At 70.5% G+C, this 14417-nt stretch carries 18 protein-coding genes; 11 read left to right on the forward strand and 7 right to left on the reverse strand.

Going from position 1 to position 14417, the window contains the following annotated elements; translation table 11 throughout:
* The 7 genes from VGW35_19660 to htpX form a co-directional block, all read right to left on the reverse strand.
* On the reverse strand, nucleotides 1-237 hold a 237-nt coding region (locus tag VGW35_19660), incomplete at its 3' end, for a cytochrome c maturation protein CcmE (GenBank protein ID HEV8309886.1).
* Nucleotides 238-342: 105 nt separating this feature from the next.
* Nucleotides 343-477, reverse strand: coding sequence for a hypothetical protein (locus VGW35_19665; protein ID HEV8309887.1), 135 nt, complete (start codon nucleotides 475-477; stop codon nucleotides 343-345).
* A gap of 100 nt (nucleotides 478-577) precedes the next feature.
* A complete protein-coding gene (locus VGW35_19670) occupies nucleotides 578-1636 on the reverse strand; it encodes a trypsin-like peptidase domain-containing protein (GenBank protein ID HEV8309888.1) in 1059 nt (352 codons plus the stop codon).
* 61 nt (nucleotides 1637-1697) lie between these two features.
* Nucleotides 1698-2357 carry a heme ABC transporter permease CcmC gene (ccmC, locus tag VGW35_19675; GenBank protein HEV8309889.1) on the reverse strand — a complete coding sequence of 220 codons (660 nt, stop codon included), beginning with the start codon at nucleotides 2355-2357 and terminating at the stop codon, nucleotides 1698-1700.
* 2 nt (nucleotides 2358-2359) lie between these two features.
* Nucleotides 2360-3049 carry a heme exporter protein CcmB gene (locus VGW35_19680; GenBank protein ID HEV8309890.1) on the reverse strand — a complete coding sequence of 230 codons (690 nt, stop codon included), beginning with the start codon at nucleotides 3047-3049 and terminating at the stop codon, nucleotides 2360-2362.
* A complete protein-coding gene (gene ccmA, locus VGW35_19685; GenBank protein ID HEV8309891.1) occupies nucleotides 3049-3753 on the reverse strand; it encodes a heme ABC exporter ATP-binding protein CcmA in 705 nt (234 codons plus the stop codon). Before ccmA ends, VGW35_19680 begins: the two co-directional genes overlap by 1 nt.
* 171 nt (nucleotides 3754-3924) lie before the next feature.
* Complete coding sequence (htpX, locus tag VGW35_19690) at nucleotides 3925-4770, reverse strand: zinc metalloprotease HtpX (protein ID HEV8309892.1); 846 nt, start codon at nucleotides 4768-4770, stop codon at nucleotides 3925-3927.
* Nucleotides 4771-4987: 217 nt separating this feature from the next.
* Here htpX and VGW35_19695 point away from each other — a divergent pair, with 217 nt between their 5' ends.
* The 11 genes from VGW35_19695 (at nucleotide 4988) to VGW35_19745 (ending at nucleotide 14180) form a co-directional block, all read left to right on the forward strand.
* Nucleotides 4988-5491, forward strand: a complete 504-nt coding sequence (locus VGW35_19695) for a DUF177 domain-containing protein (protein HEV8309893.1) — start codon at nucleotides 4988-4990, stop codon at nucleotides 5489-5491.
* 12 nt (nucleotides 5492-5503) lie between these two features.
* Nucleotides 5504-5686 (forward strand): 50S ribosomal protein L32, encoded by a 183-nt coding sequence (rpmF, locus tag VGW35_19700; GenBank protein ID HEV8309894.1) that lies wholly within the window; start codon nucleotides 5504-5506, stop codon nucleotides 5684-5686.
* A gap of 33 nt (nucleotides 5687-5719) precedes the next feature.
* The gene (plsX, locus tag VGW35_19705) at nucleotides 5720-6787 is read left to right on the forward strand and encodes a phosphate acyltransferase PlsX (GenBank protein HEV8309895.1); all 1068 of its coding nucleotides are present in this window, start codon (nucleotides 5720-5722) and stop codon (nucleotides 6785-6787) included.
* A gap of 22 nt (nucleotides 6788-6809) precedes the next feature.
* Complete coding sequence (gene fabD / locus VGW35_19710; GenBank protein ID HEV8309896.1) at nucleotides 6810-7760, forward strand: ACP S-malonyltransferase; 951 nt, start codon at nucleotides 6810-6812, stop codon at nucleotides 7758-7760.
* A gap of 12 nt (nucleotides 7761-7772) precedes the next feature.
* Nucleotides 7773-8519, forward strand: a complete 747-nt coding sequence (gene fabG, locus VGW35_19715; GenBank protein HEV8309897.1) for a 3-oxoacyl-[acyl-carrier-protein] reductase — start codon at nucleotides 7773-7775, stop codon at nucleotides 8517-8519.
* A 21-nt stretch (nucleotides 8520-8540) separates the two neighbouring features.
* Nucleotides 8541-8783, forward strand: a complete 243-nt coding sequence (gene acpP / locus VGW35_19720; GenBank protein ID HEV8309898.1) for an acyl carrier protein — start codon at nucleotides 8541-8543, stop codon at nucleotides 8781-8783.
* 25 nt (nucleotides 8784-8808) lie between these two features.
* A complete protein-coding gene (gene fabF, locus VGW35_19725) occupies nucleotides 8809-10059 on the forward strand; it encodes a beta-ketoacyl-ACP synthase II (GenBank protein HEV8309899.1) in 1251 nt (416 codons plus the stop codon).
* Nucleotides 10060-10167: 108 nt separating this feature from the next.
* A complete protein-coding gene (locus VGW35_19730; protein ID HEV8309900.1) occupies nucleotides 10168-10611 on the forward strand; it encodes a ribonuclease III domain-containing protein in 444 nt (147 codons plus the stop codon).
* A 147-nt stretch (nucleotides 10612-10758) separates the two neighbouring features.
* The gene (locus VGW35_19735) at nucleotides 10759-11847 is read left to right on the forward strand and encodes a site-2 protease family protein (protein ID HEV8309901.1); all 1089 of its coding nucleotides are present in this window, start codon (nucleotides 10759-10761) and stop codon (nucleotides 11845-11847) included.
* Between the two features lie 87 nt (nucleotides 11848-11934).
* A complete protein-coding gene (locus tag VGW35_19740) occupies nucleotides 11935-12744 on the forward strand; it encodes a carbon-nitrogen hydrolase family protein (GenBank protein HEV8309902.1) in 810 nt (269 codons plus the stop codon).
* Nucleotides 12745-12815: 71 nt separating this feature from the next.
* A complete protein-coding gene (locus VGW35_19745; GenBank protein HEV8309903.1) occupies nucleotides 12816-14180 on the forward strand; it encodes a glutamine synthetase family protein in 1365 nt (454 codons plus the stop codon).
* Nucleotides 14181-14417 lie beyond the last annotated feature (237 nt).

Genomic DNA, 14417 nt, shown 5'->3' on the forward strand with positions numbered 1-14417 from the left:
GCCGTCCGACAGGAGGAAGCGCTGCTCGAGAGTGGCCGGGTCCTTCTGGAGCGAGCCCTTCACCACCATTCCGCCCAGGCGGTATGCCTTGCCCGCCGTCCTGTCGGTCGCGGCCGTGAGCTCGGAGGGCGTGACGAAGTACACGACCGACTGGCGGACTCCGGTCACCACGAGCCCGGCCAGGGCAAGCGCGATGACCGCCCCGCCGAGGAGGAACTTCCGGGGCCTCCGCATCATTTCAACTTGGGGCGGGAGCGCCTGCTGCCGCTCCCCCCCAACCCCCCCCACCAGCAGCCGTCTGCGTCCCGTCGTCCCCGCACCGCTGCGTCCCGCTCGATTCCTTCACGGGCTCACTTCCCCGCGCGCTCCGGAGTGCCCCTCGAGAGCCCGGATTCGCCGTTCTACCCACCACCAGTACCCGGCGAGGAGCACGGCCGCGGTGGCATACGCGGCGGCGACGAAGGCCCAGTGATTCATGGCGACGCGATTCGAACCTTGATTCGATCCTTGAGGATACTCCAGGAGCGCGCCCCCCACAAGGAAGCTGCGTCGCCGGGGCGGGCCACGCGACGCGCGCTCACGACCTCGGACGCGATTCCGAGTCCCCGGGAACGATGTCGAGGGCGAGGGCCTCGGCGCCCCGGAGGGTCCCGAGCGACGCCCGCACCCCGACCCGCGCCTCGGTCAGGAGCCGATGCAGGTCGTCGACGCTGGCGATCGGCTGGCCGTCGAACGCCACGATCACGTCGCCGTCCGCCAGGCCCGCCCGGCCGGCGGGGCTCCCGGCCTCTACCGACGTCACCCGGACGCCGCTCTCGACGGCGAGACCGTGGCGGCGCACCACCCGGCGGGAGAGCGGGACCGTCTGGCCGGCCACCCCGATGTAGCCGCGCCGGACCCGGCCATCTCGGATGAGACGGGCGGCCACGAAGGTCGCGGTGTCGATGGCGATGGCGAAGCAGAGCCCCTGGGCGGGCAGGATGACGGCCGTGTTGACACCGATCACCTCTCCGGCCGAGGTGACGAGGGGGCCGCCCGAGCTGCCGGGGTTGAGCGCCGCATCGGTCTGGATGACGTTGTCGATGAGCCGTCCCGAGCTCGAGCGGATGGTGCGCCCCAGGGCGCTCACCACGCCGGCGGTCACGGTGCACTGGAAGCCGTAGGGGTTCCCGATGGCCACGACGAGCTGCCCCACGCGAAGCCGCCCGGAGTCCCCCAGGCGCGCCGGGATGAGCTCTGGCGCCTGGATGCGGACCACGGCCAGGTCGGTTTCCGGATCGTCGCCGACCATCGCCGCCGGCAGCGCCCGGCCGTCACCCAGCGTGACCTGGATGTGCGCTGCGCCGTGAACGACGTGGCTCGCGGTCAGGACGAAGCCGTCGGGCGTGAAGACGAAGCCCGAGCCGGTGCCGCGCCTTCCGTCCGGCCCCGATGGGTCGGTCGCCCGGGACGGTCCCGGTCCCTTGGCCACCTCGATGTTCACGACGGAGGGGCTGACCCGTTCCGCCGCGCGGACGACGGCGCGCGAGTAGGCGTCGAGGAGCGAATCGTCGGCCGGGCTGGACACCGCGTCGCCGGGGCGCGAGCCCGGAGCCTCGATCGTGTCGTGCGTGACGGGCTGGAGCAAAGGCGCCATGGCTCAAGTATCCCACGCCTGTAAATCCCTCGGAGGGGGCCGCAGAGGCCCCTCCGATGACCTACTGCCAGGCGCGGGTCGCCGCCTCCGTTTCCAGCGTGAGCAGGCGATAGCGCCGGCTCAGGAGATAGGCGAAGGTGCAGAGGAAGGCCGCCACGTTGACCGCGAGCGCCACCAGCATCGCGCCGTCCATCGTGGGCGCCTGTGGGCGGAGCACGGTGGCCGGCTGGTGCAGCGTGCGCCACCACTGGACCGAGAAGTGGATGATCGGCACGTCGAGGGCGCCCAGGATGCCGAGCACGGCCGCGTAGGTGGCGGCGCGCTCGCGATCCTCGACCACGCTCCGCAGCAAGAGGTAGCCGAGATAGATCACGAACAGGACGGCGGTGGAGGTCAGCCGCGCATCCCACGTCCACCACGTGCCCCAGGTGGGCTTGCCCCAGATGGATCCGGTGACCAGGGTGAGGCCGATGAAGCAGACCGCGAGCTCGGCGGCGGCCACCGCCACCCGGTCCCACACGGCGCGACGGCCGCCGAGATAGGCGATGCTCGCCGCCAGCACCACGGCGATCGCGACGTACGCCGTCAGGATCGCCGGTACGTGGAGGTACATGATCCGCTGCACGTTGCCCTGGACCGCGTCCCGCGGGGCGTAGCCGAGGGCCGCCCCGAGGCCCAGGAGGAGCAGGGCCGCGGCGGTCGCGCCGAGTCCGCGTGGCATCCTCACGCCTCCAGGATGAACTCGAAGGTCAGCAGCCCGGCCACGACGAACACGATGTCGAAGCCGAGCAGGAGCTGCCACCAGGCGGCCGAGGCCGCCCAGGGTTCCCCGCCGAGGGCCCCCTCGGTCAGCCGCACCGAGGCCACGAGTACCGGTATCACGAGCGGCAGGAGGAGGACCGGCAGCAGCACCTCGCGCGCGCGGAGCTGGGCCGTCATGGCGGCGAAGAGCGTGCCGATCGCCGCGAACCCGACGGTCCCGACGAACGCGACCAGGAGGAGCCGAGGGATGGCCGGCCAGAGGTCGAGGTTGTAGAGGAGGCCGGTGGCCACGATGAAGGCGAGCTCCATGCTCCACATGAGCGCGGTGGTGCCCGCCAGCTTCCCCAGGTAGATCCCACCCTTGTCCCCGGGCATCAGGACGAGCCCGTCGAGGCAGTCGTTCTCGCGTTCCAGGGCGAAGGACCGACCCAGGGCCAGGAGCCCGGCCAGCAGGAAGGCGAGCCAGAAGAGTCCGGGGAGCGCCGCCCGGATCCGCTCGCGGTCGGGCCCGAGCGCGAAGTAGAAGAGGAAGAGGAGCAGGATGGCGAAGAAGGCGAGCGCATTCGCGCCCTCCTTGGCGCGCCGCTCGACGAGCAGGTCTTTCCAGAAGACGGCTCGCGCGCTTCGCAGAAAGGCGGTTCCGCCTGGCATCACGCCTCGCCGTCGGTCGCCGCCAGGTACAGCCGCTCGAGCGCGTCGGGCGTCAGTGATTCCCGGGGCTGGTCCACGACGAGGCGCCCTCCGGCCAGGATCGCCACGCGATCCGCCAGGGCGAGCCCTCGGCCCACGCTGTGCGTGACGAGCACCGCGGCCCCGCCGGCAGCCTTGAACTCGTGGAGGTACTCGTCGAGGCGTTTCCGCCCGTCGTGGTCGAGGCCCGCGAAGGGCTCGTCGAGGAGTAACACTCGCGGACGGCGGAGCATCACCCGGGCCAGCGCGACCCGCCGGCGCATCCCGCTCGACAGCTCACGCACCCGGGTCGGCCCCTGGGCGTCGACGCCCATCCGGGCCAACGCGACTCCCAGGGCGTCCGGATCCGATGTCGAGGCATCCAGCGTAGCGGCGAAGGCCAGGTTCTCAGCCGGCGTGAGGTCGTCGTAGAGCTGGGTCCCGTGTCCGATCAGTCCCACCAGCCGGCGCACGGCATCGCGATCGGCCACCAGATCATAGCCGCCGATCCGGCCGCCGCCGGCTGTCGGCCGGATCAACGTCGCCAGGAGCCGGAGGAGCGTCGTCTTGCCGGAGCCGTTGGGCCCGAGCACGGTCAGCACGGCACCGGCCGGGACCGTCAGGCTGACGCGGCGCAGGGCCACACTGGCCCCATAGACCTTGGTGAGGCCCGCCACCTCGATCATGGCACGTCCAACATACTACCAGCGAGCTCGCGCTCTGCCCCGAACCCGCACGCATCGGGAGTGCCGCCAACGGTTTGTCTATCGCACAGGTAAGGACGAAGCGCTCCGAGCGCGGGCTTCGCCCGCGCAACCTGGGGGGAAGCTCGAAGGGGGCACCGCCCCCCTTCGAAGCTATACGCGCATGGCCCGGAGCCGGGCGATCCGCTCCTCGATCGGCGGGTGGGTCGAGAAGAGGCTCAGGAGGCTCCGCCCGCTGAGCGGGTTCACGATGAACAGGTGGGCGGTGGCCGGGCTCGCGTCCATCGGGACGATCCGGCTCGCCTGCTCCAGCTTGGCGAGCGCGGAGGCGAGCCCCTCGGGCTGGCGGGTCAGGCGGGCGCCGGAGGCGTCGGCCTGGAATTCCCGGGCCCGGGAGACGGCCATCTGGATCAACAGGGCGGCGATCGGCGCCACGATGGCGGTGACGACGAGCGCGATCGGGTTCATCCCACCCTCCTCGCTGTCGCGCGAGGTGCCGAAGAAGGCGGCCCACCGAGCCATGTTGGCGATCATCATCACGGCACCGGCGAGTGTCGCCGCGATGGTGGAGATGAGGACGTCCCGGTTCAGGACGTGCGACAGCTCGTGGGCCAGCACGCCCTCCAGTTCCCGCTCGTCCATGATCCGGAGGATACCCTCGGTGACGGCCACCGCCGCATGCTGCGGGCTCCGCCCGGTGGCGAAGGCGTTCGGGGTGGGGGAGGGGAGGAGATAGAGCCGGGGCATGGGGATCTGCGCCTTGGTGGCCAGGTTCCGGACGATGCGGTAGACGACCGGCGCGTCGCCTTCCGAGATCGGCTGGGCGCTGTACATGGCCAGGACGATCTTGTCCGAGAACCAGTACGAGGCGAAGTTCATCACCAGGGCCAGCACGAACGCGAATACCATCCCGGACTGGCCGCCGAGCCATCCGCCGATGGCGAGGAAGAGGCCGGTCAGCAGACCGAGCAGTAGCGTGGTCTTGAGCGTGTTGACCATTGGGCGCGTCTCCTCCCGGCAGAGCTTCGAAGACCCGTTCCCACTGGAGAGCCTAACATCGGCCCGGGAGAGCGTCAAGGAAGCGACACCGCGGAACGGCGAGGCGTCTCCGGCCTTTTCCCTTGACACCCCCGGGAGCCGCTCGTATAATGCGATGCTTAAGAACTCCTGATTTTTCCGGCACTTATTCAGGTGCTGGGCTTGCCAGGTGAACGCGATGCTGGTTCGAGTCTCCGAGATTCCGGAAGAAGGCCTGCGCGTCGAGTCCGTGACCGAGGTGGAGGACGTGTTTCCCGACGAGGGCTGGAGCCTGGACGCGGTGTCCCTCTTGATCGAGCGTCAGGGAGGGGAGGTGGCCGTCAGCGGCAGTTTCCGGGCCACCGCCCGCTTCCTCTGCAGCCGGTGCCTGGAGCCCATCGCTAGCGCCGTTGGGCCCGACCTGGACCTTCATCTCATGCCCACCCCCTCGGCCCGCGAGGAGGTCGAGCTCTCACCCGACGATCTCGAGGTCGATTTCTACCAGGGCGACATCCTGGACGTGGCGAGCCTGCTGCGGAGCGAGACGCACCTGGCCCTCCCGATGAAACCCCTCTGCCGCCCCGACTGTCGCGGGCTGTGCCCCGTCTGCGGCGGTAACCGGAACCTGGTCGCCTGCGCGTGCGAAGCGCGCGCCGCCGATCCGCGTCTGGCGCCACTGGAGGCGCTGCGACGCCGACTATAGGAGCCATCACGCATGCCGCTACCAAAGCGTCGACACTCACGGACCCGGGGGCGCAAGCGCCGGACCCACTACAAGCTCGCCGGCCCGACCCTCTCCGTCTGCCCGCAATGTCGTGAAGCCAAGCCGCCCCACCGGGTCTGCCCGCACTGCGGCTACTACAAGGGACGGGAGGTCCTCTCGGTCGAGGGCACATAGCGGACCACCCCGCCCAGGACGCCTCGAGCTCCCATGAGGATTGCGGTCGATGCGATGGGCGGTGACGCAGGACCCCCGGTCACGGTCGAGGGGGCGGTCGGGGCGGCCCGGGAGTACGGCCTCGAGGTGACGCTGGTCGGCGACAAGGCGACCCTCGAGCGCGAGCTCTCCCGGTACCAGGTCCGGAGTCTCCGGATCACCGTCCGCCACGCCTCGCAGGTCGTGACCATGGACGAGCCGCCCTCCCACGCCCTCCGCCGCAAGCGTGACTCCTCGATGCGGGTGGCCGCCGAGCTGGTCCGGGACGGCGAAGCGGCGGCCTTCATCTCGGCCGGCAACACCGGCGCCGCCATGGCCATCGCCATGTTCACGCTCGGGGTCCTGCCCGGCGTGGACCGTCCGGCCATCGCGGTCCCGCTGCCGAACCTCAAGGGTCGCACCATCCTGCTCGACGTCGGCGCCAACATGGACCCCAAGCCGCGGCACCTCGTGCAGTACGCGCTGATGGGACATGTCTATGCCCGGGACATCCTCGGAGTCCAGGCCCCGCGCGTGGGCCTGCTCTCGGTCGGGGAGGAGGAGGGCAAAGGCAACGAGCTCGTCCGCGAGGTCTTCAAGACACTCGAGGCGATGCCGCTGAACTTCGCCGGCAATGTGGAGGGCCGGGACATTTACAATGGCTCGGTCGATGTCGTGGTCACCGACGGCTTCACCGGCAACGTGGCGCTCAAGATCTCGGAGAGCCTGGCCGACATGATCCTGCACCTCATCCGCGAGGAGCTGACGCGGACGCCCATGGCGAAGCTCGGCGCCCTGCTCGTGCGTCCGGCGTTCCGCCGTTTCTGGAAGCGCGTGGACTACAACGAGCTCGGCGGCGCGCCGTTCCTCGGGATCAACGGCGCCTGCATCATCAGTCACGGCGCCTCGCCGCCCCGCGCGGTGAAGAACGCGATCCGCGCCGCTGCCGAGTGGGTACGGACCGACGTCAACGCGCACATCCGGGCGGCGCTGGCCGGAGAGCTCGGCCAGTCGATCGCCGAGCCGCGACGCCCGCGCGCCGAGGACAAGCCGACTCCCTCGGCGGGTCCTCGGCCCTCGTGACCCGCCGGTGGGGCCGTCGGCCGTGACGGGTGAGCGCTCGCTGGCATTCTGCTTTCCGGGTCAGGGCTCTCAGGCCGTCGGCATGGGCCGGGACTTCCACGATGCTTCGTCGCGGGCGCGGGCGCTGTTCGAGGAGGCCGGTGGCGCCCTCGGGTTCGATCTCGCCCGGCTCTGCTTCGACGGCCCCGAGGCCAGCCTCCAGCTGACCACCAACGCCCAGCCGGCCATCCTCACGGTCAGCGTGGCGGCTGCGGCCGTCCTCGCCGAGCGGGGCGTCACTCCCCGGATCGTGGCCGGCCACAGCCTCGGCGAGTACTCGGCGCTCGTGGTGGCGGAGGCCCTGACCTTCGCCGACGCGGTGCGGCTCGTACGCCGGCGCGGAGAGTTCATGCAGGAGGCGGTCCCGGTGGGGACGGGGGCGATGGCGGCGATCCTCGGGCTGGACCTCCCCGTCGTCGAGGCGATCTGCCGGGAGGCCGCGGGCGATGATGTGGTCGACATCGCCAACGTCAACTCGCCGGTGCAGGTCGTGGTCGCGGGACACCGGAGCGCCGTCGAGCGGGCGGTCGCCCTGGCGGCCAGCCGGGGCGGGAAGCGGAGCGTGCTCCTGCCGGTCAGCGCGCCGTTCCATTGCCGGCTCATGGCCCCGGCGGCCGAGCGGCTGGTCCGGGCGCTCGAGGAGGTTGCCGTCGCCGCGCCGCGGCTTCCGGTCGTGCGGAACGTGGATGCCGGCCTCACCAAGAGCGCCGAAGAGGTGCGACCCTTTCTCGTGCGGCAGGTGACGGCGCCGGTCCGGTGGACCGACTGCGTGGGGCGGATGGCGGCCGAGGGCGCCACCATGTTCCTCGAAGTCGGTCCCGGGCGGGTGCTGACCGGCTTGCTCAAGCGCATCGACGGAACGCTGGCGGGCCTGGCGGTGGAGGATCCGGCGGCTCTGGACAGGGCCAGCGCAGCCCTGGGCGCGCCGAGCTGATCGGATCGTCCGATGGCCGGTGAGCCGGCGGCGCGAGTCGCGATCGTCACGGGCGGAACCCGGGGCATCGGCCGGGCCGTGGCCCGCGCCCTGACGGCCGACCGGTTCTCGGTCGTCCTGTCCGGCCGGGACGCGGCGCGGGTCGAGGAGACGGCCCGGGAGATCGAGGCCAGCGGTGGGCAGGCGGTCGGGGTGGTCGCCGACATGGCTCGGGGCGATGACGTGCAACGCCTGATCGGCGAAGCCCAGCAGCGCTTCGGGCGGATCGATCTCCTGGTCAACAACGCCGGGATCACGCGCGACGGGCTCCTGATCCGGATGAAGGACCCCGACTGGGACGACGTCCTGGGCGTGAACCTGCGCGGGGCGTTCCAGGCCATGCGGGCGGCGGCCCGCCTCATGATCCGGCAGCGGTCCGGGCGGATCATCAACATCGCCTCCACGGCGGGGGTGATGGGCACCGCCGGGCAGGCCAACTACTCGGCGGCCAAGGCCGGGATTATCGGGCTCACGAAGTCGGCCGCGCGCGAGTTGGCGCACTGGGGTATCCTGGTGAACGCGGTCGCGCCGGGCCTCATCGCGACGGACATGACCGCCGCCCTGCCAGGCGAGATGCGCGAGGCGTACATTGCTCAGATCCCGTTGAAGCGGATCGGGACGCCGGACGAGGTGGCGGAGGTCGTGCGCTTCTTGGCTTCGGAGGCCGCCTCCTACATCACGGGCCAGGTCATTCACGTGAACGGCGGGTTGTACATGTGAGGAGGAGGAGGGGGCTCGGTCATGACCACCAAGTCCATTGAAGAGCGGGTGAAAGAGATCATCTGCGAGCAGCTCGGGGTCGAGGAGAACGAGGTCACCCCGGCTGCCAAGTTCATCGAGGACCTCGGGGCCGACTCGCTGGACACGGTCGAGCTGGTGATGGCGTTCGAGGAGGAGTTCGACCTGGAGATACCGGACGAGGACGCGGAGAAGATCACGACGGTCGGCGACGCGATCCAGTACATCAAGGACAATCAGTCCTGACCGAAGGCGGTCGGGGGGACGGGTGATGGCGGTGGAGGGGAAGAGGCGGGTCGTAGTCACCGGAGTCGGCGCGGTGACGCCGGTCGGCAACACGGCCGCGGAGTTCTGGGCGGCGGTCTGCGAGGGACGCTCGGGCATCGGCCCGATCACCCGCTTCGATCCCACGCGCCTGGACGCGCGCATCGCCGGCGAGGTCAAGGGCTTCGATCCGCTCCGGTACGTCGAGAAGAAGGAAGTGAAGAAGATGGACCGCTTCATCCACTACGCCCTGGCCGCCGGCGTGGATGCGGTGGAAGACACGAAGATCGACTTCAGTCAGGTGGATCCGGCCCGGGCCGGTTGCCTGATCGGGTCGGGCATCGGGGGGATCGAGTCGATCCTGCAGTGGCACGACGTCCTGAAGGAAAAGGGACCGGGCCGGATCTCACCCTTCTTCGTTCCCTCGCTGATCGTCAACATGGCCTCCGGGCACCTCTCCATGCGTTACAAGCTGAAGGGGCCGAACTCGGCGGTCATCACGGCCTGCGCGACGGGCAATCACGCGATCGGCGACGCCTTCAAGATCATCCAGCGAGGCGACGCCGACGTCATGCTGGCCGGCGGGTCCGAAGCCATCATCACCGAGCTGTGCATCGGAGGATTCTCCACCATGAAGGCCCTGTCGACGCGGAACGACGAGCCGCGGCGGGCGTCGCGGCCGTTCGACGCCCAGCGCGACGGCTTCGTGGTGGGCGAGGGCGCCGGGGTGATCGTGCTGGAGAGTCTCGAGCACGCCCGCCGGCGGGGCGGGCGGATCTATGCCGAGATCATCGGCTACGGGATGACGGCCGACGCCTACCACATGACGGCGCCGGACCCCGAGGGTGACGGCGCCACCCGGGCGATGGCGGCCGCGCTGCGGGACGGCGGCGTCGAGCCCGGCGCCGTCGGCTACATCAACGCCCACGGGACGTCCACGCCGTACAACGACAAGACGGAGACGCTGTCGATCAAGCGCGTGTTCGGCGAGCACGCCCAGCGACTCGCGGTATCGTCGACGAAGTCGATGATCGGGCACCTCCTGGGAGCGGCCGGCGGGGCGGAGGCCATCGTGACCGTGCTCGCCCTGTATCACGGCACCCTGCCCCCGACCATCAACTACGAGGTCCCCGACCCCGAGTGCGACCTCGACTACGTGCCGAACGAGGCGCGCAAGACCCAGGTGGACGTCGCGCTGTCGAATGGCTTTGGCTTTGGTGGGACGAATGCCACGCTGGCCTTCCGCCGCTTCCCGTAGCGCCGGGCCGAGAACCGTCGCATCCGCCGCGCCGCGGCCTTCGGGTTGGGGTCGGGCGCTGCTCGGGCCTGGACCCGCGGCGCGGGAGTAGGACCCTCGTTCCAGAGCGTGCCCGAGCCCGCGGTCGCCGACCTCGAGGCTCGGCTCGGGCATGGCTTCCGTGATCCCGAGCTCCTCGTGCGCGCCCTCACGCACGGCTCGTACGCCCACGAGCACCCCCCGGCGGCCCACAACGAGACGCTCGCCTTCCTGGGTGATGCCGTCCTCGGCTTGGTGGTGGCGGAGATGCTGGCCGCGCGGTCGCCGGCCGACGGTCCCGGAGTCCTGACTCAGCAGCGGGCGGCGCTCGTGTCGGCCGCCAACCTCGCGACGTGGGCGATCCGGCTCGACCTGCCCGCGCAGCTCAGGCTCGGCCGCGGCGAGGACCAGGGCGGAGGGCGCTACAAGGAGTCGATCCTGGCCAGTGCCCTCGAGGCGGTGGTGGGCGCCGTGTATCTCGACGGCGGCCTGCACCCGGCGCGCACCTTGGTCGCGCGACTGGCGGGGTCGTAGCGTGTCGCGCCGGGCGAGTCCTGCGGGTGGGGACGTTGTGACGCTCCGCGCGCCGTGTTAGGGTGAGCCAGAGGCAATCCCCTCGTGCGACTCTGGCCGCGCCGCCGTCCGCCTGAGCCTCCCGCCCGGTGGGAAGACCTGCTCCCGATGGAGTTCTTCCTGCGGGGGCAGGTCGATGACGTCCTGGCGGTCGAGCAGCGCCAGATCTGGGGGCACTCGGTCGCGTTCGGCGGCCGGCTCCGGGTGGCTCCGGGCTCCGCGCTCGCCTCTCTCGAAGCGCGGCTCGGACCCCAGGGGTACACGCCGTTCCTCCGCGAAGAGCGCGGCACGACCTGGATCTACGCGCTGCCGCGCGCGGAAGTGACCGCCCGTCCCAATCCCCTGGTGAACCTGGCCCTGTTCCTCGGTACCGTGCTCACGACCTTGCTCGCCGGCGCGCTGTCTTTCGGCAACGTCCCGCTCGCCGACCTCATGCTGAGCCCGACCCGGCTCCTTGCGGGGCTCCCCTTCTCGGCCTCACTTCTCGCGATCCTGGTCGTTCACGAGTTCGGACACTACACCGTGGGACGCCATCACGGGATGCCGATCACCCTGCCATACTTCATCCCCGTGCCCCCGCCCTTCCTGGTGGGGACACTGGGAGCCTTCATCCGGCTCCGGGGCCCCGTCCGGGATCGCCGGTCCCTCTTCGACATGGCCGTGGCGGGACCGCTGGCCGGGCTGGTGGTGGCGGTGCCCCTCTACGCAATCGGCCTCCAGCTCTCGTCGGTGGCCCGGCTGCCGGCCGGGGATGCCGGTCAGGGGCACTATCTCCAGTTCGGCGACGCGGTCCTTCCCAAGCTGATCGAATGGCTGGTGCTGGGTCCGCTCCCGCCCGGCCACGACGTCCTCCTCCACCCGATCGGCGTGGCCGCCTGGTTCGGCTTCTTCGTCACGGTGCTGAACCTGATGCCGGCCGGCCAGCTGGACGGGGGCCACCTCGTGTACGCGCTGTTCGGGCGGTGGCACGGCGCGATCTCGAAGGCGGCGGTCGGAGGGCTGCTCGTGCTGGGGATCGTCGTCGGCAGCCCGACCTGGCTCATCTGGCCCGCCCTGATCGTCGTCCTCATGGGCTTTCACCACGGCCCCCCCATGGACGACATCACCCCGCTGGACGGAAAGCGCCGGGCGCTCGGAGTCTTCGCGCTCGCCCTTCTCTTCGTGCTCCTCCCGCCGGTTCCGCTGGCGGTCCGGTAGCGTGCGCCGCGCGGAGTGCGCTAGGATGGCAGGCGTGTCGGCGACGAGCGTCGTCGCCACTCGCTGACCCGAGGAGAGGAGGCTTCCGTGCGTGTCGCGCTGGTACAGATGAACAGTCAGGACGACAAGGCCGCGAACCTCGAGCGGGCCGAGGGGCTGATCGCGCAGGCGGCCGCCTGGGGGCCGGACCTCGTCGTTCTCCCGGAGCTCTGGACGTACCTCGGCCCGCGCAAGCGCCATGCCGAGGTGGCCGAGGCGATCCCCGGGGAGACCTCCGAGTTTCTGGGGCGGCTGGCGACCCGGTATCGCTTCTGGCTGGTGGGTGGGTCGTATCTGGAGGCCGTCGCCGGCCGCGAGCGCTTCTTCAACACGAGCCTCGCCTTCAGCCCCGACGGGGACGTCGTCGCGCGCTACCGGAAGCTCCACCTGTTCGACGTGGAGGTCGACGAGAAGGTCTATCAGGAGTCGGCCACCATGGCGCCCGGAGACGAGGTCGTCGTGGCCCCGCTCGGCCGGGTCACGGTGGGCCTCAGCATCTGCTACGACCTGCGCTTTCCGGAGCTCTACCGGCGGCTGGTCGCGCAGGGGGCGCGGCTCATCACCGTCCCCTCGGCCTTCACGATGGAGACCGGCAAGGACCACTGGGAAGTGCTGCTCCGCGCGCGGGCGATCGAGAATCAGGCCTTCGTGCTGGCGGCCGCTCAGTGTGGATCGCACCCACCGGCCGCGTCCTGTTACGGCAACGCGATGGTCGTGGATCCGTGGGGCGTGGTCCTGGCGCGGGCCGGCTACCGGGAGGGCGTCGTGGTCGCCGACCTCGACTTCGGCGAGCAGGAGCGGATCCGCCAGACGCTGCCCGCCTTCCGCCACCGGCGGGAGGATCTGTTCAACTTCTGACCGAGGCGCCTCGCCGGCCGGGGGGCGGTCCCACCCGGTCGAAGACGTCCGGAACGTCCTTGGGAGGGGGCATGGGCGGCAACCTCGACCCGAAGGAGCTCGAGGCGCTCGTCCGGCGGGACGAAATCGACACGGTCCTCACGGTCTTCCCCGATACGCAAGGCCGGCTCATGGGGAAGCGCGTCGTCGGCCGCTACTTCCTCGACCACGTGAGCGGGGACGGCGTCCATGCCTGCGCCTACCTCCTCACGGTGGACGTCGACATGGAGCCCTTGCCCGGCTACAAGTTCGCCTCCTGGGCCACGGGCTACCAGGACATGAAGGCCGTGCCCGACCTCTCGACCCTGCGGCGCATCCCGTGGCTGCCGAAGACGGCCCTCGTGTTCTGCGACCTCTATACCGAGGAGGGCGAGCCGATCGAGGTCAGCCCGCGGTGGATCCTCAAGCGTCAGCTCGAGCGCGCCCGGAAGTCGGGCTACCGGGTCATGGTCGGCTCCGAGCTCGAGCTCTACATCTTCAAAGAGTCCTTCGCGGAGGCGCGCGCCAGGCGGTACCACGACCTCACGCCGGTCTCCCAGTATCTCGAGGACTACCACATCCTGCAGACGACGAAGGAGGAAGGTCTGGTCCGGACGATCCGGAACGGGATGGAGGGGGCGGCGGTCCCCGTGGAGTTCTCGAAGGGGGAATGGGGGTGCGGCCAGGAAGAGATCAACCTGCGGTATGCCGAGGCGCTCGAGATGGCCGACCGGCACAGCCTCTACAAGCACGGCGTCAAGGAAATCGCCCACGCCCAGGGCCTGTCGGTCACCTTCATGGCCAAGTACGACATGGGGGCGGCCGGTTCGTCCTTCCACCTCCACTCGAGCCTCTGGGACGTGGCCGCCAAGCGCAACCTCTTCCACGACCGGGGCAAGCGGACGGGTTCGGTGTTGTTCGGCCACTGGCTGGCCGGACAGATGGCGATGGCGCGGGAGTTCGCGTACTTCTACGCGCCCTACGTCAACTCCTACAAGCGCTATCAAGCGGGCTCCTTCGCGCCGACCCGCATCGTCGCCGGGTGGGACAACCGGACGTGCGGGTTCCGGCTGTGCGGCGAGGGGCCGGGCTTCCGGGTGGAGAACCGCATCCCCGGCGCCGACGCCAACCCATACCTCGCCTTCGCGGCGACCATCGCGGCCGGTCTGCACGGGATGGCCAAGAAGCTCAAGGCTCCGGCCATGTACGAGGGAAACGCCTACGAGGACGCGAGCCTGCCGCAGGTTCCCAAGACGCTCCGGGAGGCGATCGAGGAGCTTCAGGGCTCTCGGCTCGCGCGAGAGGCGTTCGGGCATGATGTGGTGGAGCACTACCTCCACAGCGCCCGCCTCGAACAGCAGGCGTTCGACCAGGCCGTGACGTGCTGGGAGCTGACCCGCAACTTCGAACGCATCTAGGCGCCGGGCCGATAGCCGCCGCATCCCGCCGTCCTCGGTCCTCGCCCTACGGCGCGCTCCTCGGACCTGTGTCCTCGGGGCGTGTCGGAAGGACCTCGGCGCCGACCACCGAGCGCGTGGTGCATCGAGGAGTGCTCCGAGCGGCGGCTTCGCCGCCGCCCCGACGGGGGGGCATCGGGGGGTCTTACGAGACCCCCCGAAATTACCTAGAGGCGGGAATTGGGCATGGAGGGCGCC

The organism is Candidatus Methylomirabilota bacterium (assembly GCA_036005065.1).
In the GTDB taxonomy this organism is placed as follows: Bacteria; Methylomirabilota; Methylomirabilia; order Rokubacteriales; family DASRDR01; genus DASYQW01.